Origin of the sequence: Lentzea sp. NPDC051838, assembly GCF_040681245.1 — a bacterium.
Classification (GTDB): Bacteria; Actinomycetota; Actinomycetes; order Mycobacteriales; family Pseudonocardiaceae; genus Lentzea.
In genome coordinates this window covers 33975-56685 of the sequence record NZ_JBFAYI010000007.1, presented here as the reverse complement: position 1 = coordinate 56685, position 22711 = coordinate 33975, and the positions used below count along the sequence as shown (strand labels likewise).

Here is a 22711-nt window from a genome sequence, read left to right as displayed (position 1 = left end):
GGGTGTGTCGAGCGGCGCGCCCTAGCGTGACCCGCGACCCCCAGTCCTCTCCCCCCGGAGGTGAGCAGGTGAGCCGGAAGATCGAGCCCTACGTGGTCGACGTGCCGTCGTCCGCGTTGGAAGACCTGAAAGAACGGCTGGCGCGCACGCGCTGGCCCGACGCCGAGACCGTCGACGACTGGTCCCAGGGACCGCCACTGGCGTACCTCACCGACCTCGTGGACCACTGGGCGAACAAGTACGACTGGCGCGTGGTCGAACGCAGGCTGAACTCGCTGCCGCAGTTCCGCACCGAGATCGACGGTGTCGGCATCCACTTCATCCACGTGCGGTCGCCCCACCCGTCGGCGACGCCGATCCTGCTGACGCACGGCTGGCCCAGCGCCTCGGTGGAGTTCCTCGACATCATCGACCTCCTGACGGATCCCGAGGACCCGGCCGACGCGTTCGACGTCGTGTGCCCTTCCTTGCCAGGACACGGTTTCAGCGACAAGCCCGCGACGACCGGGTGGACCGTGCAGCACATCGCCGAGGCGTGGGCGGAGCTCATGTCGCGGCTGGGCTACGAACGCTACGTCGCGCACGGCGGCGACTGGGGTTCGTGGGTCTCCGCCGCGCTCGGCACCGCGGATCCCGAGCACCTCGCCGGCATCCACCTCACGATGCCGCTCGCCCGGCCGCCGAAGGAGCAGGTCGAGCTCGACGAGCGCGACCAGAAGGCCATGGCGCGCATGCAGAGCTTCGGCAAGGGCCGCTCCGGGTACGCCGCGATCCAGTCGAGCCGCCCGCAGGCGCTCGGCTACGGGCTCACCGACTCCCCCGCCGCGTTGCTGGCGTGGATCGTCGACCGCTTCTGGGAGTGGGCGGGCCACGACAACGACCTCGAGCAGGCGGTGCCCAAGGACAAGCTGCTCGACATCGTGACCACCTACTGGCTCACCGGCACGGGTGTCTCGTCGGCGCGGTTGTTCTGGGAGAGCTTCGACAAGGAGCCGATGAACGCCACCAACGTGCCCACCGGCGCGTCGGTGTTCCCGAACGACGCATGGCTGCCGAGGGCGTGGGCCCGCACCCGGTTCACCGACCTGCGGTACTGGCGTGATCTCCCCGAGGGAGGCCACTTCCCCGCGCTGGAACGCCCGGTGGAGCTGGCCGCCGAGCTCCGCGCGTTTCTGCGCGTACTCGACTGAGTCACGACGAAGAGGGGAGCTTCCGCTGCGGAAGCTCCCCTCTTTTCGTTGCCGTGTATCAGATGTGCACCGCGACGGGCTTCGGCGCGGACTCGTCCGAGTCGTCGGACTCGGACTTCGCCACCTTCGGCATCGCGACCGCGGCGAGCGCGGCGATCACGAGCAGGATGGCGGTGCCGATGAAGGCGTTCGCGTACCCGGACGCCATCTCCTCGGGAACGCGCGTCTCGCCACCGGTCGCGTTGGCGACCGCGACGAGCACGGCGAGACCCGCCGCACCACCGAGAGCCTGACCGGTCGTCAGCAGACCGGACGCGAGGCCCTGCTGGCTCGACGGCAGCGCCGCGGTGGCGAGGTTCGCCACGGTGCCGAGCACCATGCCGACGCCGACACCGAACAGCAGGCTCGGGCCGAGCAGGTCGGCGACGAACGTCGCCTTGTTGTCCGTGGCGAGGGCCAGCCAGCCGAGGCCGATGACACCGACGACCAGGCCGCTGATCAACGTGAACCGGCCGCCCAGCTTGCTCGTCTGCGGTGCGACCATGCCGGCGCCCAGGAAGATCGCGACCGACAGCGGCAGGTACGACAGGCCGGTCGTCAGCGGGCTGTACCCGAGCACGAACTGCATCAGCAGCGTCAGGAAGTAGAACGTCGACGCCATCGCCGCACCCACGCAGAACATCGCGACGTTCGAGGCGACGATCGCCCGGTTGCGGAACACGCTCAACGGGACGAGCGGCTCGCTCGCGAGCTTCGCCTGGTCGAACAGGAAGACACCGATGCCCACCACGGCGACCGCGAACGAGATGAGGCTGACCGGGGAACCCCAGCCCTCGCGCTCACCCTGCGCGATGGCGAACACCAGAGCGGCGATGCCGATCGTCACCGAGACGGCACCGAGGATGTCGAGCTTGCGCGGTCCGACGTGCTTGGCGGTCGGCGTGATCGAGATGGCGGCGACGATGAACAGCGCGATGCCGACCGGCACGTTGATCAACAGCACCCAGCGCCACGACAACCAGTCCGTGACAACGCCACCGGCCAGCACACCGATCGCGCCACCGCTACCGCCGGCGGCACCCCACAGCCCGAACGCCTTGGCGCGCTGGGCAGGTTCGGTGAACGTCGTGCCCAGCACCGTCAGCGTCGCGGGTGACATCAGCGCCACACCGACGCCCTGGAACGCGCGGGCGATGATGAGCTGTGTCGCGTCCTGCGCGAAACCACCGGCGAGGCTCGCGACGGTGAACAGCGCGATGCCGGCGAGGAAGAAGCCGCGGCGGGAGAACAGGTCTGCCATCCGCCCCGCGAGGAGCAGCAGACCGGCAGTCGGGATCAGGTAGGCGTTGATGACCCACTGCAGGCTGTTCGCGTCGAATTTCAGCGCGGACTCGATGGACGGCAGGGCGACGTTCATGATGGTGCCGTCGAGCACCACCAGGAGCTGCCCCACGCAGCAGGCGAGCAGCACGAGGCCGGTTCGCCCGTGGTTGGCATTCGACATGGATGTGGCTCCTTCACTGGAGTTCGCCGAGTAAGCGCTGGCGGTTGGTACGCGCTCCCCAGGCAAACCAGCGTGCCGGAACGCGGTGTATCCGCGATCGGGCCGCACTTGAGTCCTCTGTAGTCGTCCTCGACCAGGCCTGAAGGTCTCTTGGCCAAGCTGCCTGCGATCGCCATCGATTCTGCAAAGGACTGATTTCTGATGCCCCGTATCGTCAAGAACTTGGCCCTGCTCGCCTCGGCGGCGGCGCTCGCGCTCTCCGGAGCCGCCGCGACGAGCACAACAGCGGTCGGAGCGGAAGCGGTGACGGACACCGAGCTGGCCATCAGGGCCAACCCCGTGATCGGTTCCTGGCAGGGAACCGTGCAGCACCAGGGTGGGAGCGGCCCGATCAGCCTCACCTTCTGCGCCAACGGTTCCGTGAGCCTGCACTCCGGTGGCGGCAGCGGCGGCCACGGCGAGGGCACCGGTACGTGGACCTCCACCGGCGCCAGCACCTTCAAGTTCAAGGTGCGGGAGATCCTCTACGACACCGCGGGCAACAAGACCGGGTCGGTCGACGTGAACCAGTCCGGCAAGATCACCGGCAACACGCTGAACAGCACGGGCATTTCCACGATCTACGACGTCAACGGCAACCAGGTGGCCCAGGCGCAGGCGACGATCACCGCGACGCGCGTCTGATCCGAGCAGTCCGGACCCTGTTTCGCGGCGGCGGGGCAACAAACGCGGAACAGGGTCCAGTTCCATGTGGACGTAGAAGGGCAACGGCCGCGGCCGTTGCCCTTTTGTCGTACCTGGCAAAACAACGGGCGGACCGTCCACTTCGACGGCCCGCCCGCAAGGGAGGAAAGACTGTCACCGCACCGGTTCGTCGGCGGGAACGTCGGGACGCGGGTCACCCGCGCACGTCACGTCCTTCTCCGGCAGCACACCTTCGACGAGGTAACGGGTCACGAGTTCGTCGACGACAGCGTTGCCGGCGAACGCGAAGTTCTCGTGCCCACCGGAGTCCACGATCGTGATCAGCCGGTTCCCCAGCCTCGCCGCCATCGCGACGCCGCCCTCGTAGCAGCTCCACGGGTCGCCGTCGGTCTGCACCACGAGGCCTGCCGGATAGCCCTCGCGGACCACCGTCGTCATCGGCTCGGCGTGCTTGAACGTCGCGAACGTCCCGACCCACGGCTGTGCGCGCATCACGCCGAACCCGTACGGGTACTCGTCGCGGAAGCGCCGCATGTCCGCGAAGTAGAGCTCGAGGTCGGTCGGCCACTCGGTCTCCAGCGTCACCGCTTCGAGCACCGCCTCGCGCAGGCCGCCCATCGTGGAACCAGGGCGCCACACGCTCTGACCGGCGAGCAGTGCCTCCGCCGCCGCGGAGTCGCCGTGCGACGCCGCCTTGCGCAGGTCCACCACGAGCCGGGCGAGCTCGTCCCAGTCCGGCCGGCGCGGTGCGAGCACACCGATCCGCTGGTCGAACAGCGTGCGCAGCAACGGATGCGGCGCCAGTTCCGCGAGTCCGGCCGAGACCTCCTCGACCGAGGCGATCACCTCGGCCGCACTCGTCCCGAGCCCGTACCGGCTCGCGCGCTCACCGGTCCAACCGGCCCACTTGTCGACGTTGCGCCGGATCGCGGGGCCCTGCGACTTGAACTGGGTGCGCCAGTCCCAGACGGGGTGCTTGCACGAGTCGAGCACGCTGCGGTCCAAGCGGTTCGGGAACATCGTTCCGTACACCGCGCCGAGCATCGTCCCGTACGCGTACCCCAGGTAGTTGATCTTCTCCTCACCCAGCAGCTCGCGGATGACGTCGATGTCACGCGCGAGAATGCGGGTGCTGACGTGCGGGCGAAGGGTGCCACCGGCCCGGCGGCACCCTTCCTCCCGTTCCTTCATGTCCGCCGCGATCAGCGGGAACTGCTCGTCCGGCGGCCGCGAGTCGAACGTCGCGGTGACCGGGCTCGCCTCCGCGCCGAGGAACGTGGAGTCCCCGGTGCCGCGCGGGTCGAACCCGACGAGGTCGTACACCTCGTTCAACGACGTGAGGCGTCGCAGTTCGGCCGGCATCCTGGCACCGAGGCCGTCGTCTCCGCCTGGTCCGCCGTTGATCGCAATGAGCACGCCGCGCCGGCGTGCCGGGTCGGTCGCCGGGATGCGGGTGAGCTTCAGCGAAATCCGCTCACCCGCCGGATCGGAGTGGTCGAGCGGCACCTCGACGACGGCGTGGTGCACACCGTCCGCATCGGCCGCCGACCACACGGGCAAAGACGTCTCCACGATTGTTCCCCTTGACGTGTCAGGTGAGCTTCACGAGAACGTTGCCGGAGTGCTTGCCCCGCAACAGGTTGAGCAGTGCGGCAGGCGCCTTCTTCATTCCCCCGTTGACGACCGTGTGCGGGAAGACGAACTTGCCTTCCTTGAGCCACTTGCTGAAGCTCTGCTGCCACGCCCAGATCTGCTCGGGCGTGTGGTAGGTCGCGAACGGCCGGATCTGGATCTGCCGCACGATCGCGTGCATGATGTCGAGCCGCGGGAACGCGCCGTCGCCGTTGCCGGCCTGACCGGACAACGCACCGCACAGGGCGAACCTCGCGTCCTGCGCCGCGGCCTGGATCGCCGCCTCGAACTGCTCGCCGCCGACGACGTCGAAGAAGACGTCGATGCCTTCCGGCGCCAGCTTGCGCAGGTTGTCGACGACCTTGCCCTTCTTGTAGCTGAAGGCGGCGTCGAAGCCGAGCTCGTTCACCAGGTAGTCGATCTTCTTCTGGCTGCCGGCCGACCCGATGACACGCGCGCCGAGGCACTTGGCGATCTGCCCGGCGAGCGAGCCGACACCACCGGCGGCACCGGAGACGAACACCGTGTCGCCTTCCTTGACCTGCGCGATGTCGACGATGCCGTGGTAGGCCGTCGGACCCTGCGTCAGGTAGTGCTGGGGCGTCGGGAACAGGTTCGGGTCGAGCTTCCAGAACGACTGGGCCGGACCGACCGCGTACTCCTGCCAGCCGTTCATGCCCTGGACGTCGTCGCCGACCGCCAGGTCCGGGCTGTTCGACGCCACGACCTTGCCGACGGCGAAGCCCCACAGCGGCTCGCCGACCTTGTAGGTGGGCATCGGCAGATCCGCGTCCTCGTGCATCAGGTCCTGCATCACCGCGGTGACCTGGAGGTAGTCGTACCGGACGACGACCTCGCCCTCACCTGGTTCACGGACCTCGACCTCGACGATGTCGAAGTTGGCTTCGGTCGCGACGTCCGTCACATGGGAGGCGAGACGCACTTCCCGTGCTTTGGCGGGAATCGCCTGGGTGGCCATGAGGGGACCTCCGTACTAGAAATCGGTTTGGCACCCAGCCTCGGGCACCGCCCTAGAGCGGCGGTCGAGTCGAGTGCCGCACCAGCTCAGGAGGCCTTCGCGACCGGCTTCTCCTGGCCGTCGCGGTGCACGGTCCGGGACTTCGTGAACAGCTGCCCGTCGACGCGCACGAGGACGTCCTCGATGAAGAACGTCGGCTCGAACGTGACCTTGCCCTCGGCGTCGGTCCGCGTCACGAGCGAGCAGTAGGTGACCTCGAACGTGTTCTCGGCGACCTCGTCGATCAGGTAGTGGTCGTTCCAGTGCCGCACGGCCACGCCCTTGTACCGCGGCAGCGCGTGCTTCGCGCCGGCGATCAGCGCGGCCCTGCCCTCGACCTTCTCGCCGCGGTGCGCGTGGTCGGTCACGCCGTCCTCGGTGAAGGTGTTCGCGTAGTTGTCGACGTCCAGCGCGTCGAGCAGCCGCATCTGGCGTGCGTAGAACGTCAGAACCTCGTGGTGAACCTCAACGCTGACAGGGGACACGACAACTCCTCGTATGCCGGATTCTCTGCCCGCGACTATGCGTGGCACTTCTGGACATCCGGTCGAGTCGCCCTGGTTCGACCTCGCTTCCAACCGGGATCGAGAACGCCTCGGCACGGTGGACCCGACACCCCCTGTACCTACCCGCGAGGAGGGCCGACATGGCCTCAGTTCCCGACGTCGCCAAGTCGGTGACGGTCGAAGCGACCATCGAGCAGGCGTTCGCGATCTTCGTCGAGCGGCCGATGGAGTGGTGGCCCCCGACGCACGTCTTCGTCGAGGACCGCCAGTCGATCACGATCGAGCCGTTCGTCGGCGGCCGCTACTTCGAACGCGGCGCGAACGGCGAGGAGATCGCGTGGGGCACCATCACCGAGTGGGACCCGCCCAATCGCCTCGTCATGACGTGGCGGGTCGGCCCGAACTGGCGGCCGATCTTCGACGACGAGAAGGCCTCGTTCATCAAGGTGGACTTCGTCGCCACCGGCCCGAACACCACGACGATGACGCTGACGCACGCCGACCTGCACCGCCACGGCGACATCGCCGAGCACATCCACCAGGCGCTCGACGGCCCGTCGCCCGGCGAGACGCTGGAGCAGTTCGCATCTGTCGTGGCCAAGCACGTCACCAAAGCAGCCTGACCGTGCGGGCCTGAGGTGACCTCCTCCCTCAGGCAACACCGAAAAGGCCGCCCCACGCGGGGCGGCCTTTTCGTTCTGCTTGGTTTCCTGGGGTTCAGGCGCCGAGCTCGAGCTCGTCCTCGTCGTGGGTCCGGTCGACGACGTTCTTGACCTCCACGATCCGGCCGAGCTGCTTGATCAGCTGGGCGGGCGTGCGGCCGGGCTGCAGGCCGACGATCACGTCGAGACGGGACAGGTCGCCGCGTTCCGCCGGTCCGAGGCTGAGCGCCTCGACGTCGACGCCTCTGCTGGAGAACAGCACGACGATGCGCGCGAGGGCGCCGGGTTCGTTGCGCAGCAGCAGGGAAAGCGAATGTCTGGTGGTCATCACTCTTCCTCGTCGAACAGGGGCCGGATGCCCCGCGCGGCCATGATCTCGTCGTTGCCGGTGCCCGCGGCCACCATCGGCCACACCTGGGAGTCCTGCCCCACCACGAAGTCGACTACCACCGGGCGGTCGTCGATCGACATCGCCCTGAGGATCACGTCGTCCACTTCGGACTGTTCGGTGCACCGCAGTCCGGCGCACCCCAGTGCCTCCGCCAGTCGCACGAAGTCGGGGTGCCGATCGTGCGTGCCGAGCCGGGTGTTGGAGTAGCGCCCTTGGTAGAACAGGGTCTGCCACTGCCGGACCATCCCGAGGTTGCCGTTGTTGATGATCGCGACCTTGATCGGGATGCCCTCGGCGGCACAGGTCGCGAGCTCCTGGTTGGTCATCTGGAAGCAGCCGTCGCCGTCGATCGCCCACACCGTGCGGTCCGGTGCGCCGACCTGGGCGCCCATCGCCGCCGGCACCGCGAAACCCATGGTGCCCGCGCCGCCGGAGTTGATGAACGAACCGGGCCGCTCGTACTTCACGTACTGCGCGGCCCACATCTGGTGCTGGCCGACCCCCGCGGTGTAGACGGCTTCCGGGCCGACGAGCTTGCTGATCCGTTCGATCACGTACTGCGGGGCGAGCATCCCGTCGGACGGCCAGTCGTAGCCGAGCGGGTAGGTGGTGCGCAGGCCGTCCAGGAACGCCCACCACTCGGTGAGATCGGCGGTCCTGGTGACGACGGCGTTCAGCGCGGCGATCACGTCGCGGCAGTCGCCGACGATGCCGACGTCCGCCTTGCGGTTCTTGGAGATCTCCGCCGGGTCGATGTCGGCGTGCACCACCGCGGCGTGCGGGGCGAACAACGGCAGCGAGCCCGTGACCCGGTCGTCGAACCGGGTGCCGAGCGCGATCAGCAGGTCCGCTCGCTGGAGCGCTCCCACGGCGGGCACCGTGCCGTGCATGCCCGGCATCCCCAGGTTCAGCCGGTGCGAGTCGGGGAACGCGCCGCGGGCCATCAGCGTGGTCACGACCGGAATCCCGGTCCTCGTGGCGAACTTGAGCAGTTCGGGTGCCGCGCCGCTGCGGATCACGCCTCCGCCGACGTAGAACACCGGGCGGCGGGAGGTCGCGATCAGCTGGGCGGCGTGGCGAACCTGCACCGGCGAGACAGCGGGGCGCGCCGGCGTCGTGATGGCCGGCGCGGTGTACGTCGTGGCGGTGGCCAGCACGTCCTTGGGCAGGTCCACCAGCACCGGTCCCGGCCTGCCGCTCGCCGCGAGCGCGAACGCCTCGGCGATCACGCGCGGGATGTCGGCCGGGTCGTGCACCTGGTAGCTGTGCTTGGTGATCGGCAGCGTGATGCTGCGGATGTCCGCCTCCTGGAAGGCGTCCGTGCCGATCACCGACCGGTTGACCTGGCCGGTGATCGCCACGATCGGCACCGAGTCCATGTACGCGTCCGCGAGCGGCGTCACCAGGTTCGTCGCCCCCGGTCCCGATGTCGCCATGCAGACGCCGACTCGTCCGGTCGCCTGCGCGTACCCCTGCGCGGCGTGCCCGGCGCCCTGTTCGTGGCGCACCAGCACGTGGCGGATCTTCACCGAGTCGAACAGCGGGTCGTACGCGGGCAGGATCGCCCCGCCGGGCATACCGAAGATCACCTCGCAACCGACGTCCTCAAGTGCCTTGATCAACGCACCTGCACCGGTGGTGGTATCCACGATGACGCTCCCGAACGGGTTCAGCCCGCGAGCTGACGCTCCAGCTGGCGAGGGGACAACGGCTTGTCGAGTGACGGCTCCGAGCTCAGGATCGCCCGCTGCAGCTGACGCAGCCTTTCGGACGGCTCAAGCCCGAGCTCCTCGATCAGCGTGTCCCGCAGCGACTGGTACGCCTCCAGGGACTTCCACTGCCGGCCGGCCCGGTACAGCGCGAGCATGTACTGCGCGCACAGGTTCTCGTGCATCGGATGCTGCGAGGTGAGCACGGACAGCTCGCTGAGCAACGACTGGTGCTTGCCGAGCTGCAGGTCGGCCTCGATGCGCGTCTCCAGCACGCCGAGCCTGCTCTCCTGCAACCGGGTGACCTCCATGCCGAGGCGCACGCCGATCTGGACGTCCACCAGCACCGGTCCGCGCCACACGTCGGTGGCGCTGCGCAGCAACCGGCTCGCGGACTCCAGGTCGCCGACCTCGAACGCGCGCTGACCGGCGCTCGCGAGCCGCTCGTAGCTGCGCACGTCGACGCTCTCCGGCGGCACGTCCAGCATGTAGCCGCCGTAGCGGGTCACCAGGACGCTCTTCGCGATACCGGGACCGTCGCCGGGCATGGCGTCGCCGATGCGCCGGCGCACCTGCAGCACGTACGTCTGCAACGTGGTCAAAGCGCTGCGTGGCGGTGTCATCCCCCAGAGTTCCTCGATCAGCGTCGGCACCGTGACGACGTGCCCGGCCTGCAACCCGAGCAGCGACAGCACCTGGCGCGGCTTGACGGCGCTCGGCGCGATCGAGACACCGTTCTCCCGCGCCTCCAACGGCCCCAGAACCTTGATCTCCATTGGATCCTCCCCTGATCGACGGCGGTCCGACTTGGTTGTGCCATCAAGTTCACCTGAGCCGGGCTATCGAACGCCACGTATCCGGCCATGAGTGCGGGATGGCCATCTACTACGGCCGGTATGAGATATTCACAGGTCCAAACGAACCCAAACCAATTCGGTTCGTGATCACCCGGTTACCCGCCGTGATAGTTCCGGAAAATACTCGTCCTTCTGTGTGAAATCCGGTCGCAACGCATCTTCAGGTTTGGTTTCTGCACCGATACAGTTGCCGACGCGAGCATGCTTCGGCTGTCTACCATTCGACCATGGGCGCGCCGGTATGCCGACGACGCGGAGAGGCACGCCCATTGGGGGAAAGTTGAATGCCGCACCAGCAATACCCAGATACCGCTCGGTCATCATCGCGGTCTTCGCCGGGGTCTGCCTGACCGACCTCGGCCGCCTCGTGTTACAGACGCGTGACGTGGCCGAATTAGTGGTGTTGACCATTGATTTGGCACTGCTGCTGCTGTTGCAGTTGACCTATTTCCGGGAACTGGGCACCACCACGAGACACGTCACTCTGGCCGCCCAGATCCTGCTCCTGCTGGCCCCGCTGGCCCTGGGTTACGCCTGGGCGGGAGTAGCGGGTTTGATCGCCGGCAACGCCCTTCTCGTCCTGCGCCCACCGGCGGGCTGGGCGACCTTCACGCTGACCGTGCTGGTCACCGGCCTCGCCAGTGGGACATCACCAGGCGAGGCAGCAGTCGCGGCAGCCGCGACCGGACTCCTCGTGGCCTTGCTGGGTCGCCCCCTCCGGCCGACCCAGGACCCCGCCGACACTCCTGACCTGCCTGACGTGCCGCCGGCCGTCGCCGCGAGCAAGGTCCACACCGCGGTCGCCGCCGAACGCATGCGCGTCGCCCGCGACCTCCACGACCTGCTCGGCTACAGCCTGAGCGCGATCAAGCTCAAGAGCGAGCTAGCGCACCGCATCGTCGACGACCAGCCGGCCGACGCGAAACAGCAGCTCAGCGAGATCCTGTCGATCACCCACCACGCCCTGGCCGACGTCCGCTCACTGGCCCGCGCGTACCGGCCCCTGTCGCTGGCCGACACCTCGGACTCGGCGAAAGCCATGCTGGCCGCGTCGAACATCGACGTCCGCGTCGAACTCGACCACGACCCGCTGCCCGAACCCGTCGAATCAGTGCTCGCCGCCGTGCTGTGCGAGGCCGTGACCAACATCCTGCGCCACAGCGACGCCAGCAGCTGCACGATCGGCGTCCGTCAACGCGGCAGCGCGGTCCTGCTCGACGTCATCAACGACGGCGCCCACGCCCGCCCTGCCTCCGCCGACTGCAACGGCGTCCGCAACCAGGCCGAGCGCGTCAAGGCGGCGGGCGGCACGTTCAGCGCCCGCCACGCCGACGGCGGCCTGTTCCACGTGCACGCCACGATCCCGGCGCCGTCCGCCGGCGCCCACCACAACCCGCCCGACCACCGAGCAAGCTGACCACTCACCAATATATTGGATATCAGCCTGGCAACGTCGGCTTCATACCCAAACCGAACTCGCCCAAACCTCACTGACCAGCACCTTAGCAATGACTCTTTGGACTTCGTCGTCAAAAGATCTGTTGCAAAGGCCCGCACGAGAGGTGCATACAGGCTGGGACGGCGACTTAGAACCAGCCGGACTTGCGCGCGATGCGGACGGCGTCGACCCGGTTGCGGGCGTCGAGCTTGGCCGTCGCGGAGGTGAGGTAGTTGCGGACGGTGCCGACCGACAGGAACAACGTCGTGGCGATCTCCATGGCGTCGGCGCCGTCGGAGGCGAGCCGCAGCACCTCGAGCTCGCGAGGGGTCAGCGGGCACTCGTCGGTGTCCCACGCCGAGAGCGCCAGCTGCGAGTCGATCACTCTGCGGCCGACCGAGACGCCGCGGATGGCGTCCGCGAGCTCGCCGACCGGAGCGTCCTTGAGGATGAAGCCGTTGACGCGGGCGTTGAGCGCGCGACGCAGGGTGCCCGGCCGGCCGAGGCTCGTGAGAATGAGGGTGCGGGTCTCCGGAGCGGTTTCGTTGATCACGGTCGCGGCGGAAAGTCCGTCCATCCCGGGCAGGTCGATGTCGAGGACCGCGACGTCCGGTTTGTTCTTGGCGACCGCTGCGATGATTTCGTCACCGTTCGCGATCGACGCGACCACCTCAATGTCCGGTTCGAGATCCAACAAAGCCACCAACGCGCCACGGACCATTTGCACGTCTTCGGCGAGTAGTACCCTGATCATCTCGGCCCCCCGCTTATCCCACCCAGTATTTCGAGTTTTACACTGGGCGACCAAGCAGGACAAGGATTTGAGCTCGCAGCGCATTACGTTACTCCATCTGCGCTATGAGCAATTAACATGGCCAATCAAGCGATTACGCCCTGTCATCAATCCTTTACGCATCGGGACATATGGGAGCGCTACCGGGTCTCACCCCACCGCTCCAGCAATTCGAGACCGCCGTCAACCGTAATTACCTGCCCTTGGATCCAACCGGCTTCGTCCGTGCAGAGCAATGCGACTGCATCGCCGATGTCCGAAGGAACGGTGACTCGACCTGACGGACTCTTCACCGTGAGCCGGTCGACGAGTTCCGGATCGACGTTCATCGGGCCGTTGTCGACAACAGTGGTGACGACAGCGTTGACCGCCACCCGGTACCAGGCCATCTCGAGCGCCAAAGTCCGGATCACGCCGTGCACCGGGGTCACCGTGTAACCGGCGATGACCACGCGCCCGCCGTCCACGAAAGCCTTGGCGAGAGGCTCCACGATGTTGAGCAACGGCGTGAGATCCGGCGACACGGCGTGGTGCACGAACACGTCCAGCCGGCCACGCTGTTCCTTGATCTGGTCGAACAGCAGGCGCACCGAGTGCTCGTCGTGGATGTCCAGCCCGACGACGGTCGCCGAGCCGGGCTTGCCCGCGAGCACCGTCTTCGCGCGCTCGATGTCGACGTCGTCGTCGGAAGTCGTGAGGATGACGTGGGCGCCGTTGTCGCAGAGCTTGCTCGCGATGGCGAGACCGAGCCCGTGCGTTCCCGACGTGACCAGAGCGATCTTTCCGTCGAGTCCCAGGCGCGTGTTGACCGGTTCGATCATGATGCTGACCACCTCGTTGTCCGCGTGGTGATCGACGTTGCGCCCGGTCGCTAGGGAGGAACTCGACTACTTCTTGCGCAAACCCTCCAGAACGCGCAGGATCGCGCGTTCGACCTCGCGCCCGGTGCGCTTCGGGTCGGACGAGCTGGCGATGGTGCTGGCACCCGCGGACAACGCCCCGAACAGCAGCCGGGCCATGATCTCGACGGGCGCTTCCTCGATCTCGCCGGCGTCCACGAGCAACTGCACGGCCGTGCGGAGCAGACCGAAGCTGAAGTGCTCCTCCGCCTCGCGCCAGCGTTCCCAGCCCATCACCACCGGCGCCTCGTGGACGATGATCCGCTGGTACTCCGGCTCCAGGCACTTGCGGACGTACGCGCGCAGACCCGCCACCGCGGTCTCCCACGCGTCGCCTTCCGCCGTCACCACCGCGGTGAGCGACTCGATCGACTGGGTCTCCACCTGCGCGAAAGCCGCCTCGAACAACGCCTGCTTGCCGCTGAAGTGGTGGTAGAGCGCACCTTTCGTCACGCGTGCCCGTTTGACGACCTCGTCGAGCGACGTCCCGGCGTACCCGCGCTTGGTGAAGAGGTCGACGGCGCTGTCGACCAGCGCCTGCCTGGTCGACTCCGAGTACTCGGCACGCCGTGTTCGCACGGCCGAAACGTATCTCACATACCGACGGTACGTACCGGTGGTATGGTCGTGTCATACCGAGGGTATGCGAGAAACCGGGGGTACGAGACATGGGCTGGGCAGACCACTACCGCCGCCGTGACGCGCTCGACGCCGTCCTGCGCGACGCCCGCCGCGACCCGTCCGCACCGCTGATCGTGGATCCGGACGTCTTCTCGTCGCTGCACGAACTGCTGCTGGCACTCGATCACCGCTGGCAGAACAAGCTGACCGCGCGCATGGAGGCCGCCGCGCTGGACGGCCCGGTCGACGAGCACGTCGTCACCGCGGAACTGGCCGCCGACGAGCCGGTGCTGCGCGCGGTCCTCGACAGTCATCTTTCTCTCCGCGCCTTCCGCTCGGCGGTTACCGGACGGTAGGAATGGCCGCATGAGCCGTTGGACCGAAGCCGACATCCCCGACCAGACCGGCCGCACCGTCCTCGTGACCGGCGCGAACTCCGGCCTGGGCCTGCGCACCGCACAGGTGCTCGCGGGCAAGGGCGCTCACGTGATCATGGGCTGTCGTTCTGTCCAACGAGGTCAGGCCGCACGGCGTGAGGTCAACGGGTCGGCGGAGGTCCTCGAACTGGACCTCGCCGACCTGAGCTCGGTGCGCGCCGCTGCCGAGAAGGTCGAATCGCTCGACGTCCTGATCAACAACGCGGGCATCATGGCCGTCCCGTACGGCAAGACCGCCGACGGTTTCGAGCGCCAGTTCGGCACCAACCACCTCGGCCACGCCGCCCTGACGTGGCTCCTGCTGCCGGCGCTGAGGCAACGTCCGGGTGCGCGCGTCGTCACGGTCGCCTCTCTCGCGCACCAGTACGGCCGCATGGACTTCGACGACCCGAACTGGGAGCACCGCCCGTACGGCTACCGCAGCTCGTACGGCCAGTCGAAGCTCGCCAACATCCTGTTCGCGCGTGAGCTGGAACGACGCTCATCGGACGTGACGTCCATCGCCGCACATCCCGGCGTCACGGTCACCGACCTGACCAACAACATGGCCAGCGCGCACAACTCCGTGCTGCTGCGTCTTGGCGGCAGGATCAGTCATCTATTCTCGCAGTCCGTCGAGATGGGCGCGCTGCCGCAGCTCTACGCGGCGACGTCGCCCGACGCGCGCGGTGGCCAGTACTACGGACCGGACAGCTTCAACGGCATGCGCGGCTACCCGGCCGTCGCGCGGATGACCGCCGCCGCCCGCGACGACCTCGCCGCGAACCGCCTCTGGGAGCTCACGATCAAGCTCACCGGGATCACGCCGGACCTGCCGTAACCGACTTTCGGGGTGCCGGCGCCTTCGCCAGGGAGTAGGGAAGGCGCCGGCACGGCCCGGTCGTCACCTCCGGGCCTGGCGACCATCCTCGTCCGCCGGAGTTGTTCATGTTCGACGCAACGTCCGTGAACAACAGACCGTGAACAACGAATCCTCGACCGGCGGCCTGTTTCTGGCACTTATCCTCGGCGAGACGTGCGTGACGCCGGACACGCGGGGTCGCAGCGTAGGGTGAGGTGGTGACTGTGGTACCTGAGGGTCGGAAGCTGCTGCGGCTCGAGGTCCGCAACAGCCAGACGCCGATCGAGAAGAAGCCCTCGTGGATCAAGACGCGGGCGAAGATGGGCCCCGAGTACCGGGAGCTCAAGGGTCTGGTCAAGCGCGAGGGCCTCCACACGGTCTGCGAAGAGGCCGGCTGTCCCAACATCTACGAGTGCTGGGAAGACCGCGAGGCCACGTTCCTGATCGGCGGCGAACAGTGCACCAGGCGCTGCGACTTCTGCCAGATCGACACGGGCAAGCCCGCCGACCTCGACCGCGACGAGCCCCGCCGCGTCGCCGAGTCGGTCCAGGCGATGGGCCTGCGCTACTCCACCGTCACCGGCGTCGCCCGTGACGACCTGGCCGACGGCGGCGCGTGGCTCTACGCCGAGACCGTCCGCCAGATCCACGAGATGAACCCCGGCACCGGCGTCGAGCTGCTGATCCCGGACTTCAACGCGGTCCCCGAGCAGCTCACCGAGGTCTTCGAGTCGCGTCCCGAGGTGCTCGCGCACAACCTGGAGACCGTCCCTCGGATCTTCAAGCGCATCCGCCCGGCGTTCCGCTACGAGCGCTCCCTCGACGTCATCACGCAGGCCCGCGAGTTCGGCCTGGTGACCAAGTCGAACCTGATCCTCGGCATGGGCGAGACCCCCGAGGAGGTCACCGAGGCGCTTGCCGACCTCTACGACGCGGGCTGCGACATCATCACGATCACCCAGTACCTGCGCCCCTCACCGCGGCACCACCCGGTCGAGCGCTGGGTGAAGCCCGAGGAGTTCGTCGAGCACAAGGAGACGGCCGAGAAGATCGGCTTCCTCGGCGTCATGGCGGGCCCGCTGGTCCGCTCCTCCTACCGCGCCGGTCGACTGTATGCACAGGCGAAGCAGGCACGCGGCGAGGAGCTGCCGGAGAACCTCCAGCACCTCCTGACGGTCTCGGCTTCCCAGGAGATCACCAGCCTCCTGGCCCCTCGCTGACGGCGAACCACCGATATATCAGCAGCTCACCCACCCAGGGTGAGCTGCTGTTTTGCATCCGGATGCAAAAGACGTTTGCGGACGTCCGCAAACGTCTTTTGCATAACCGATATATCAGTGCACTCGCGCGTCGATCTTCGACGAGGCCATCCGGAACTCCACGACGGCCTGGAGGCCGGGCGTCTCCAGCGCCTCCCGCAGGCGTGGCAGGCCCTCGTCGTCGAGGCGGCGACGGATCCCACGCAGATCCGCGTCGCTGTGGGCGCGGACGACGAGGGCGAGACTCGGGGCGGTGCGCGGACCGGTCAGCGTCGCCTCGGCCTTGCGCACCCCGGGATACGCGCTGACCTCCGCGGTGAACGGCGCGGTGGCCGTGGCCGTGCTCAGGCGGGTGACCCCGGCGTCCCCGGCCCAGCGCCAGGTCGTGCTCCGGTGGCGCGGCACCTGGGCGGCCAGCCACCGCAAGCACAGCAGTGCGATCACGACGGCCACGGCCGCGACGACGACCAGCACCCACGCCGGAGGCAGAGCCGTACCGGGGACCACCGCGGCACCACGATCGACCTGGGGCACGAACCCGAGGTGCACGGCGAGCACCGCACCTCCTGTACCGAGCAGGAGCACCCCCAGCAGGCCAAGCAGGACGCGGTTCACGACGGGCTCCTCGACGTCTTGACCCGCACCAGCACCTGAGGCGGGCGAACGAGGGCGAACTCGCCGATCCGGTGATCCAGCGAAGTGCGGACGGCATCCGCAAGGCCGTCCACGACCGCACGCCGGGTGCGCACGACAGTCTTGACGCGACGGCGTCCCACCTTCACCACCGCGGACTCGACGCCGTCGACCTGAGCGGCCGACCTCAGCGCGTTGCGCAGGCCACGCACCGATACCGAGGTGTGCGGGTCGAGTGCCGCCGTCCTGGCCCGTCCAGGAACCACGGCCACCAACAGCAACAGCAGCCCAACGGCACCAACGACCCCGCCCGCGGCCGCTACTGCCGGCGCCGACCACGTCATGTCGTGCAAGCCCGCCGCCAACACGTCGTACGACAGCAGCGGGGTCTCACCGACGATCAGCTGGATCGCGCACGCCGCGACCAGGGCCGAGACGGCCAGCAGGACGAACGCCGTGATCGCGGCTGGCAGAGCGCGGCGGGAACGGCGGGTCATCGCACCCTCCGCGTCGGCGCCACCCCGGCCTGCAACACGCCGACCGAGACGTCCACGACCGACACCCTCAACCCGGTGAGCGCGCGAACCCGTTCGACGAGGTGCGCCCGCACCCGAGCGGCGGTCGACGCGACAGGTGCCGGGTACCGCAGGTCGAGACGTGCGTCGAGCGCTGTCACTCCACCGGTCACCCGTGCGGTGACCGCGGCGCCCAGCACGTCCGCCACCTCCAGCGCGGCACGTCCCGCGATCCGGCCCACCACGCGATCCGCGACGGTGGTCAAGCCCGGCTGCACAGCGAGAGATGTGGTCATCGTCAGTCCCGATCCCTGCCCAGCAGCTGCGCGAGGTCGAGCTTGCCCTCCGCGACCCGGCCCGCGACCAGGCCGAGTCCGCCGAAGACGAGCACGAGCAGAAACGCGCTGAAGCCTCCGAACGCGGCGGCCAGGCCGAGCGTCAGCCCGGTCAGCAGACCCAGTGCGGTGGTGGTCATGGCGTTTCCTCTCACCGCACGCGAGCGGCTTCGGGCTCGTCGCCCGCCGAGTCGCTCGGGATGTGCACGTCGTTGACGTTGATGTTGACCTCGACGACCTCCAGGCCGGTGATCTGCTCGATGGCGGTGATCACGTTGCCGCGCACCGACTTCGCGAGATCGGCGATCGGCACGCCGTACTCGACCACGATCTCCAGGTCGACCGCGGCCTGCTTCTCGCCGACCTCGACCGACACGCCCTGGCCCGCGCTCGCGGTGGCGCCGGGGATGCGGTCACGCAACGCGCTCAGCGCCCGCGTCGCCCCGCCGCCCAGTGCGTGCACGCCGCGAATCTCCCGTGCGGCAAGACCGGCGACCTTCTGCACCACGACGTCGGCGATGGCCGTCGATCCCTTGTCGGTCACCAGCTTTCCAGCCTGCACACCGTTCTTCTCCGCAGTCTGCGTGCTCATCGCAACCCCTTTCCTCGAAGCGTTCACATCAGAGAGACACCGCTCTCCAGCGATTCGTCACGACCCGTTCAGGTGATCGAGGGCACGTTTGTCCACATCGGTCACAACAACGCGCAGAGTCGCGCTTTCCCATTGCGTGCCAACAAGAACAAGGCGCAGCGCCGCCCCTGCCTCGGCCAGCCGCAACGGCAGGCCGGTGGCGACGACCCGCACGCACACCAGGTCGTCGTCGACGTCGACGGCGAGCACGTCGACGTCCCACGGGACCCACGACCGGCCGGGTTCCGGAACCGACGGCCGCAGGTTCTCCACCTTTTCCAGTGCCTTCAACAACTCCGCGACGATCACCATGCGACGTCCACCACGGTCACCAGCACCGACTCGACCTCGACACCGGCCAGTTCCGGCACGAGCGCCCGCACTGACCGCTGCACCGCACGGGCCACCGCCGCCGCCTGGTCCTCGCCCGAGATCACCACGTCCACCTCCAGCAGCACAGCCGCGCCGGCCCACCGCACCCGCACGCCTTCCACAGGTGCGGGCCGCAGTCCCTTGATCTGCTGCCGCGCCACCCGCACGACCGAACCCACCAGACCCGCCACACCCGGTTGCACGCGGACGCCCGCCACCCGCTCGGCCGCGTGCACCGCGATCGCCGCCACCACCGGGGCGGACACGACCGTCTCGATCACTCGCTCACCCTTCGAGAACGTCGGACACGACGAGGTCCAGGCGGGCCAGCCGCACGCCGATCCGCGCCGAGGCGGCGGCCAGCACCCTGCGCCGGACCTCCTCGAACGCCTCGGGCGTGACCGCCGTGGTGATCGCGATGTCGAGCTCGACCTCGATCACCGGATCCGCGTGCGTCGACTCCGGCGCCTCGGCGACCCGGCATCTCCGCGCCCGCACACCGGCGACCCCGTCCGCCGCGTACCGCAGCACCGCCGCGACCGCCCGCGTGCTGACCCGCGCCAGGCCGTCACCGGGCAGCGGCACCACGTCAGATCGGCGCACGTCGGCCCGCACCGCCGACATCACCCTGCTGACCAGGTCGGACGGCGGCTCGACCTCCTCGCGGGCCATCTCCTCGGTCGCCGCGCGCAGCACCAGCAGGCTTTCCCGCACCGCCGCGCAGTGCGGGCACGACCGCGTGTGCCCGTCCGAGAGGTCGATCGACTCCCAGACCTGTTCGACGTCCCGCCCGCACGGCAGGTCGTAGTCGGACGTCACCTCCACGGCGCCATCACCTCCGCGAGTTGTGCCCGCGCCCGCGCGAGCCGGCCGCGCACCGCCTGCTGGGTCGTGCCGATCACGTCGGCGATCTCGTCGTACGACCGGCCGTGGACCTCGCGCAGCACCCAGCACGCCCGCTGCTCGGGCGTGAGGTCGCGCAGTGCGGCTTGCAGTGCGTCGAGCTGCGCGTTCACCTCTACCGCGCGTTCGGGCCGGGTGCGCGGCGCCGGCGACTCGTGCTCGTCGAGCTCGGTGTCGGCGTGCGGTTTGCGCTTGCGCAGCACGTTCAGGCACTGGTTGGTGGTCGTGCGGTAGAGCCAGCCGAGGAACGCCCCGTCGTCGTTGAGCTGCCCGAGCCGCCGCCACGCGGTCAGGAACACGTCCTGCACCGCGTCCTCGGCGTCACCGGAACTGCCCACGATGCGCAACGCCAGCCGGTACATCGGCCCCTGGTAACGGCGAACAAGCTGCTCATAGGCATGCATGTCGCCGTCACGGGACCTCGCCACCAGCGTGGCGTCGTCGAGTGCGGCTGCTTCGGCCACGCTCATGCGCACACCCCCGCCCAATTTGCTTCGTCGCCCGATGGACACGTTCGGTCGCGGAACGTCACGCGGTTCTCGGATTTCCCATCGGTGATCACGCTCACGCGGGGTTTCACACGAACGTGCGTGACGACAGCCCGGCCGCGGGTGTCGACAACGCGTCAACAAACTCAGTTCAGGAGGACGCGATGTCGCTGTCGGACAAGATCGGCAACAAGGCGGAGGACCTCGGCGGCAAGGCCAAGGAAGCCGCGGGCGAGCTCACGGGCGACGAGCAGCTGGCCGACGAGGGCCGCGCGGATCAGGCGAAGGCCGCTCTGAAGGACGGCGTGGAGAAGGTGAAGGACGCTGTCGGCGGGGCCGTCGACAGCGTCGCCAAGCACCTCAAGAAGTGACGCTCACTGCCCGCTTATGCAAAAGACGTTTGCGGACGTCCGCAAACGTCTTTTGCATAACTGATATATTAGTTGCCCTGACCAGCGGAAACAGGTGAGGTCAGGTGAAGCGGAGCTCGCTGGCGACGACGCCGTCCAGCTCGCGCACGAAGTCGGCACCGAACGCACTGGATGGTGTATGCGATCCGGGCGCGACGCCGTTGATCTTGCCGATGGCGCGCAGAACGGAGTCCGCGGTGAGGCTGTAGGCGTTCGGGGTGGTGATCGCGCACTCGACTTTGGTCTTGACGTCCCATGCCTCGCCGAACACCTCGGCCCTGGTGTTGGCGCGCTTGCGCTCGTCGGGTCCCTTGACCTTGCCGGCGACGGTCTTGGCGACGTTCTGCACGAGCGGCGCCTGCAGCACGGGCGCGAAGACCTGCTGCAGCTGCCCGAGCACGCCGGGCACGATCGTGAACGTCGTGATGTTCGGTATACCGGTCGAACGGTATGCAGTAGACACATCGCCCCACGGGATACTGCCTACTTCACGCGGTCCGGAGCGGAAGTAGGCGGTGCGGCGGCGGTGTCCGATGCGGACGCTCTTCAGCTCGCCGTCCTCGCGGACCCGGCCACCGACGGCGGCGGCCTCGACGGAGGTCTTGGTGGTGCCCGCGCTCGCTCCTCCCCCGACGACGAACGCGAGGTCGAGGTGCGTCGCGGTGGGCAGGGCGTTCGACAGGATCGCGGCGAGGCAGTCGGTGGGGACGACGTCGAACCCGGCGCCGGGCAACAGCACGACACCGGCCTTGCGCGCGTCGATGTCACGGAGGCCGATGGACTCGAAGACGTCGATCTCGCCGGTGATGTCGAGGTAGTGGGTGCGAGTCTTGAGGCAGGCGTCGACCATCGCGTCCGAGGTGTGGGCGAACGGGCCGGCGCAGTGCACGACAGCGTCGACGTCCTCCAGGTGCGCCTTCGCCTCGGAGAGGTCGAACGCGCGGTGCTCGAGCCCCAGCGCGCCGGCGATCGGCTCGACCTTCTCCTTCGAGCGACCCGCGAGGATCGGCCGTTCCCCTCGCTTGACCGCGAGCTCGGCGATGAGGCGTCCGGTGTAGCCGTTGGCGCCGTAGACCATCCACGTCATGCCGCGACCTTACCGGCGAGTAGCGTTGCGGGAAGAGACCAAAGAGCCGATCAGCAGTAGTGCGCCCACCCCGATCACGGGCAACGCCCAGAGCAGTCTGCGATGCCTCAAATCGGCGCAGATGTCCACATAGGCCTGACCGACCGCGGCGGCCGCCGGCTCGTCGAACCCGAAGCCCAGACCGTTGCCGCACGGGATGAGCGAACCGCTGGGCGCCTCGACGGCCAGCATCACGAACAGGATCGCACCTCCACCGAGAAGGAACGCGAGACCGACCACGACGGCGAAGGTGCGCACTGACATGGAACAAAAGTTACGTCTCAAATGGACTTGGGGATAGCCCTGGTCAGCCGCATTGGGGTTGATCCCCTAACCCCCGGCTAAACGCTCCCGCGCCCTTGTATGCGTTATGCAACGGAGAACGAGTAGCGCTGCTCCACTCGGCCGTTGCGCGGATGCGGCGCCGGGTCGCCGACCTTGATCCATCCGAGGCGCTCGTAGAGGCGAACGCCACGCGTGTTGTCGACGTAGACCAACAGTTGGGCGTCCGTGTATCCGTGGTGCGCCAGTGCATCGGGCAGCGCGCGCAGCAACGCCTCGCCGACACGCCTGCCCCACGCGTCGGGGTGCACGCCCACGTAGTTGATGTACGCCGTCGCTGTCCCTTGTGGACCTCCGGCGAGAAAGCCGACCGCAGCACCGTTTTCGACCGCGAGCAGCAACAGCGATGGTTCGTTCGCGAGCGCGTTCTCGATACCGGGACGCGCTTCCTCAAGGGACGGAACCTCGTCGTAGCCGTCTCTGACCTTCACCGCGTGCGCCCAGATGAGCGCGGCCGTGTCGACGTGTTCCGGTCCTCCACGGATGATCTCCAC

The 22711-nt window shown here is 68.2% G+C and carries 30 protein-coding genes; 8 read left to right on the top strand and 22 right to left on the bottom strand.

From position 1 onward, the window contains the following. Positions 1-68: 68 nt before the first annotated feature. A complete protein-coding gene (locus AB0M24_RS18355) occupies positions 69-1190 on the top strand; it encodes an epoxide hydrolase family protein (RefSeq protein ID WP_363768486.1) in 1122 nt (373 codons plus the stop codon). A 58-nt stretch (positions 1191-1248) separates the two neighbouring features. On the opposite strand, the gene AB0M24_RS18350 is transcribed toward AB0M24_RS18355, so the two are convergent. After that, on the bottom strand, positions 1249-2694 hold the full coding sequence (locus AB0M24_RS18350; protein ID WP_363768483.1) for an MFS transporter: 1446 nt from the start codon (positions 2692-2694) through the stop codon (positions 1249-1251). A gap of 201 nt (positions 2695-2895) precedes the next feature. On the opposite strand from AB0M24_RS18350, the gene AB0M24_RS18345 reads away from it, so the two are divergent. Continuing rightward, positions 2896-3378 (top strand): hypothetical protein, encoded by a 483-nt coding sequence (locus tag AB0M24_RS18345; protein WP_363768480.1) that lies wholly within the window; start codon positions 2896-2898, stop codon positions 3376-3378. A 174-nt stretch (positions 3379-3552) separates the two neighbouring features. On the opposite strand, the gene AB0M24_RS18340 is transcribed toward AB0M24_RS18345, so the two are convergent. The 3 genes from AB0M24_RS18340 to AB0M24_RS18330 all read right to left on the bottom strand — a co-directional run bounded on the left by AB0M24_RS18340 (position 3553) and on the right by AB0M24_RS18330 (position 6534). Then, on the bottom strand, positions 3553-4971 hold the full coding sequence (locus AB0M24_RS18340; protein ID WP_363768477.1) for an alpha/beta hydrolase: 1419 nt from the start codon (positions 4969-4971) through the stop codon (positions 3553-3555). A gap of 19 nt (positions 4972-4990) precedes the next feature. Next, positions 4991-6010, bottom strand: coding sequence for an NADP-dependent oxidoreductase (locus AB0M24_RS18335; RefSeq protein WP_363768474.1), 1020 nt, complete (start codon positions 6008-6010; stop codon positions 4991-4993). An 86-nt stretch (positions 6011-6096) separates the two neighbouring features. Further along, positions 6097-6534, bottom strand: coding sequence for a nuclear transport factor 2 family protein (locus AB0M24_RS18330; RefSeq protein WP_363768472.1), 438 nt, complete (start codon positions 6532-6534; stop codon positions 6097-6099). Between the two features lie 161 nt (positions 6535-6695). Between AB0M24_RS18330 and AB0M24_RS18325 the strand changes: the two genes are divergently transcribed. Then, a complete protein-coding gene (locus tag AB0M24_RS18325; protein WP_363768469.1) occupies positions 6696-7178 on the top strand; it encodes an SRPBCC domain-containing protein in 483 nt (160 codons plus the stop codon). 94 nt (positions 7179-7272) lie between these two features. Here the strand turns inward: AB0M24_RS18325 and AB0M24_RS18320 are convergent, their stop codons facing one another. From AB0M24_RS18320 to AB0M24_RS18310, 3 genes are read right to left on the bottom strand one after another with little or no spacing between them, the layout of a single operon-like run. Continuing rightward, the gene (locus AB0M24_RS18320; RefSeq protein WP_363768466.1) at positions 7273-7545 is read right to left on the bottom strand and encodes an ACT domain-containing protein; all 273 of its coding nucleotides are present in this window, start codon (positions 7543-7545) and stop codon (positions 7273-7275) included. Continuing rightward, the gene (locus AB0M24_RS18315) at positions 7545-9257 is read right to left on the bottom strand and encodes an acetolactate synthase large subunit (protein ID WP_363768463.1); all 1713 of its coding nucleotides are present in this window, start codon (positions 9255-9257) and stop codon (positions 7545-7547) included. The genes AB0M24_RS18320 and AB0M24_RS18315 overlap by 1 nt, the downstream gene beginning before the upstream one ends. A 20-nt stretch (positions 9258-9277) precedes the next feature. Then, entirely contained in the window at positions 9278-10093 is an 816-nt protein-coding gene (locus tag AB0M24_RS18310) for an AfsR/SARP family transcriptional regulator (RefSeq protein ID WP_363768460.1), read from the bottom strand. 466 nt (positions 10094-10559) lie between these two features. Between AB0M24_RS18310 and AB0M24_RS18305 the strand changes: the two genes are divergently transcribed. Beyond that, positions 10560-11591: a histidine kinase gene (locus AB0M24_RS18305; protein ID WP_363768457.1), complete on the top strand. Its 1032-nt coding sequence runs from the start codon at positions 10560-10562 to the stop codon at positions 11589-11591. 169 nt (positions 11592-11760) lie between these two features. Here the strand turns inward: AB0M24_RS18305 and AB0M24_RS18300 are convergent, their stop codons facing one another. From AB0M24_RS18300 to AB0M24_RS18290, 3 genes are all read right to left on the bottom strand, one after another. After that, positions 11761-12366: a response regulator transcription factor gene (locus tag AB0M24_RS18300; protein ID WP_355557858.1), complete on the bottom strand. Its 606-nt coding sequence runs from the start codon at positions 12364-12366 to the stop codon at positions 11761-11763. Positions 12367-12545: 179 nt separating this feature from the next. Next, positions 12546-13226, bottom strand: coding sequence for an SDR family oxidoreductase (locus tag AB0M24_RS18295; RefSeq protein WP_363768453.1), 681 nt, complete (start codon positions 13224-13226; stop codon positions 12546-12548). Positions 13227-13292: 66 nt separating this feature from the next. Next, positions 13293-13883 (bottom strand): TetR/AcrR family transcriptional regulator, encoded by a 591-nt coding sequence (locus AB0M24_RS18290; RefSeq protein ID WP_355453699.1) that lies wholly within the window; start codon positions 13881-13883, stop codon positions 13293-13295. 89 nt (positions 13884-13972) lie between these two features. On the opposite strand from AB0M24_RS18290, the gene AB0M24_RS18285 reads away from it, so the two are divergent. The 3 genes from AB0M24_RS18285 (at position 13973) to lipA (ending at position 16423) form a co-directional block, all read left to right on the top strand. Then, the gene (locus AB0M24_RS18285; protein ID WP_363768450.1) at positions 13973-14281 is read left to right on the top strand and encodes a hypothetical protein; all 309 of its coding nucleotides are present in this window, start codon (positions 13973-13975) and stop codon (positions 14279-14281) included. A 10-nt stretch (positions 14282-14291) separates the two neighbouring features. Then, a complete protein-coding gene (locus tag AB0M24_RS18280; protein WP_363768447.1) occupies positions 14292-15182 on the top strand; it encodes an oxidoreductase in 891 nt (296 codons plus the stop codon). A gap of 239 nt (positions 15183-15421) precedes the next feature. After that, positions 15422-16423 carry a lipoyl synthase gene (gene lipA, locus AB0M24_RS18275; RefSeq protein ID WP_363768444.1) on the top strand — a complete coding sequence of 334 codons (1002 nt, stop codon included), beginning with the start codon at positions 15422-15424 and terminating at the stop codon, positions 16421-16423. A gap of 114 nt (positions 16424-16537) precedes the next feature. Here lipA and AB0M24_RS18270 read toward each other — a convergent pair whose 3' ends face one another. From AB0M24_RS18270 to AB0M24_RS18230, 9 genes are read right to left on the bottom strand one after another with little or no spacing between them, the layout of a single operon-like run. After that, positions 16538-17077 (bottom strand): alkaline shock response membrane anchor protein AmaP, encoded by a 540-nt coding sequence (locus AB0M24_RS18270; protein WP_363768441.1) that lies wholly within the window; start codon positions 17075-17077, stop codon positions 16538-16540. Beyond that, positions 17074-17592, bottom strand: a complete 519-nt coding sequence (locus AB0M24_RS18265; RefSeq protein WP_363768438.1) for a DUF6286 domain-containing protein — start codon at positions 17590-17592, stop codon at positions 17074-17076. The genes AB0M24_RS18270 and AB0M24_RS18265 overlap by 4 nt, the downstream gene beginning before the upstream one ends. After that, a complete protein-coding gene (locus AB0M24_RS18260) occupies positions 17589-17906 on the bottom strand; it encodes an Asp23/Gls24 family envelope stress response protein (RefSeq protein WP_363768435.1) in 318 nt (105 codons plus the stop codon). Before AB0M24_RS18260 ends, AB0M24_RS18265 begins: the two co-directional genes overlap by 4 nt. Positions 17907-17908: 2 nt before the next feature. Beyond that, positions 17909-18085, bottom strand: coding sequence for a hypothetical protein (locus AB0M24_RS18255; protein ID WP_363768432.1), 177 nt, complete (start codon positions 18083-18085; stop codon positions 17909-17911). Between the two features lie 11 nt (positions 18086-18096). After that, entirely contained in the window at positions 18097-18537 is a 441-nt protein-coding gene (locus AB0M24_RS18250) for an Asp23/Gls24 family envelope stress response protein (protein ID WP_363768429.1), read from the bottom strand. A 57-nt stretch (positions 18538-18594) separates the two neighbouring features. Further along, positions 18595-18888, bottom strand: a complete 294-nt coding sequence (locus AB0M24_RS18245; RefSeq protein ID WP_363768426.1) for a hypothetical protein — start codon at positions 18886-18888, stop codon at positions 18595-18597. Then, a complete protein-coding gene (locus AB0M24_RS18240) occupies positions 18882-19229 on the bottom strand; it encodes an Asp23/Gls24 family envelope stress response protein (RefSeq protein WP_363768423.1) in 348 nt (115 codons plus the stop codon). The genes AB0M24_RS18245 and AB0M24_RS18240 overlap by 7 nt, the downstream gene beginning before the upstream one ends. A 4-nt stretch (positions 19230-19233) precedes the next feature. Continuing rightward, positions 19234-19773, bottom strand: coding sequence for an Asp23/Gls24 family envelope stress response protein (locus AB0M24_RS18235; RefSeq protein ID WP_363768420.1), 540 nt, complete (start codon positions 19771-19773; stop codon positions 19234-19236). After that, a complete protein-coding gene (locus tag AB0M24_RS18230; protein ID WP_363768417.1) occupies positions 19764-20321 on the bottom strand; it encodes a sigma-70 family RNA polymerase sigma factor in 558 nt (185 codons plus the stop codon). The genes AB0M24_RS18235 and AB0M24_RS18230 overlap by 10 nt, the downstream gene beginning before the upstream one ends. A gap of 182 nt (positions 20322-20503) precedes the next feature. Here AB0M24_RS18230 and AB0M24_RS18225 point away from each other — a divergent pair, with 182 nt between their 5' ends. Next, complete coding sequence (locus AB0M24_RS18225) at positions 20504-20710, top strand: CsbD family protein (protein WP_363768414.1); 207 nt, start codon at positions 20504-20506, stop codon at positions 20708-20710. Positions 20711-20810: 100 nt separating this feature from the next. Here AB0M24_RS18225 and AB0M24_RS18220 read toward each other — a convergent pair whose 3' ends face one another. The 3 genes from AB0M24_RS18220 to AB0M24_RS18210 form a co-directional block, all read right to left on the bottom strand. Beyond that, complete coding sequence (locus AB0M24_RS18220; protein WP_363768411.1) at positions 20811-21836, bottom strand: saccharopine dehydrogenase NADP-binding domain-containing protein; 1026 nt, start codon at positions 21834-21836, stop codon at positions 20811-20813. 9 nt (positions 21837-21845) lie between these two features. Further along, entirely contained in the window at positions 21846-22139 is a 294-nt protein-coding gene (locus tag AB0M24_RS18215) for a hypothetical protein (protein WP_363768408.1), read from the bottom strand. 104 nt (positions 22140-22243) lie between these two features. Continuing rightward, the gene (locus AB0M24_RS18210) at positions 22244-22711 is read right to left on the bottom strand and encodes a GNAT family N-acetyltransferase (RefSeq protein ID WP_363768405.1); all 468 of its coding nucleotides are present in this window, start codon (positions 22709-22711) and stop codon (positions 22244-22246) included.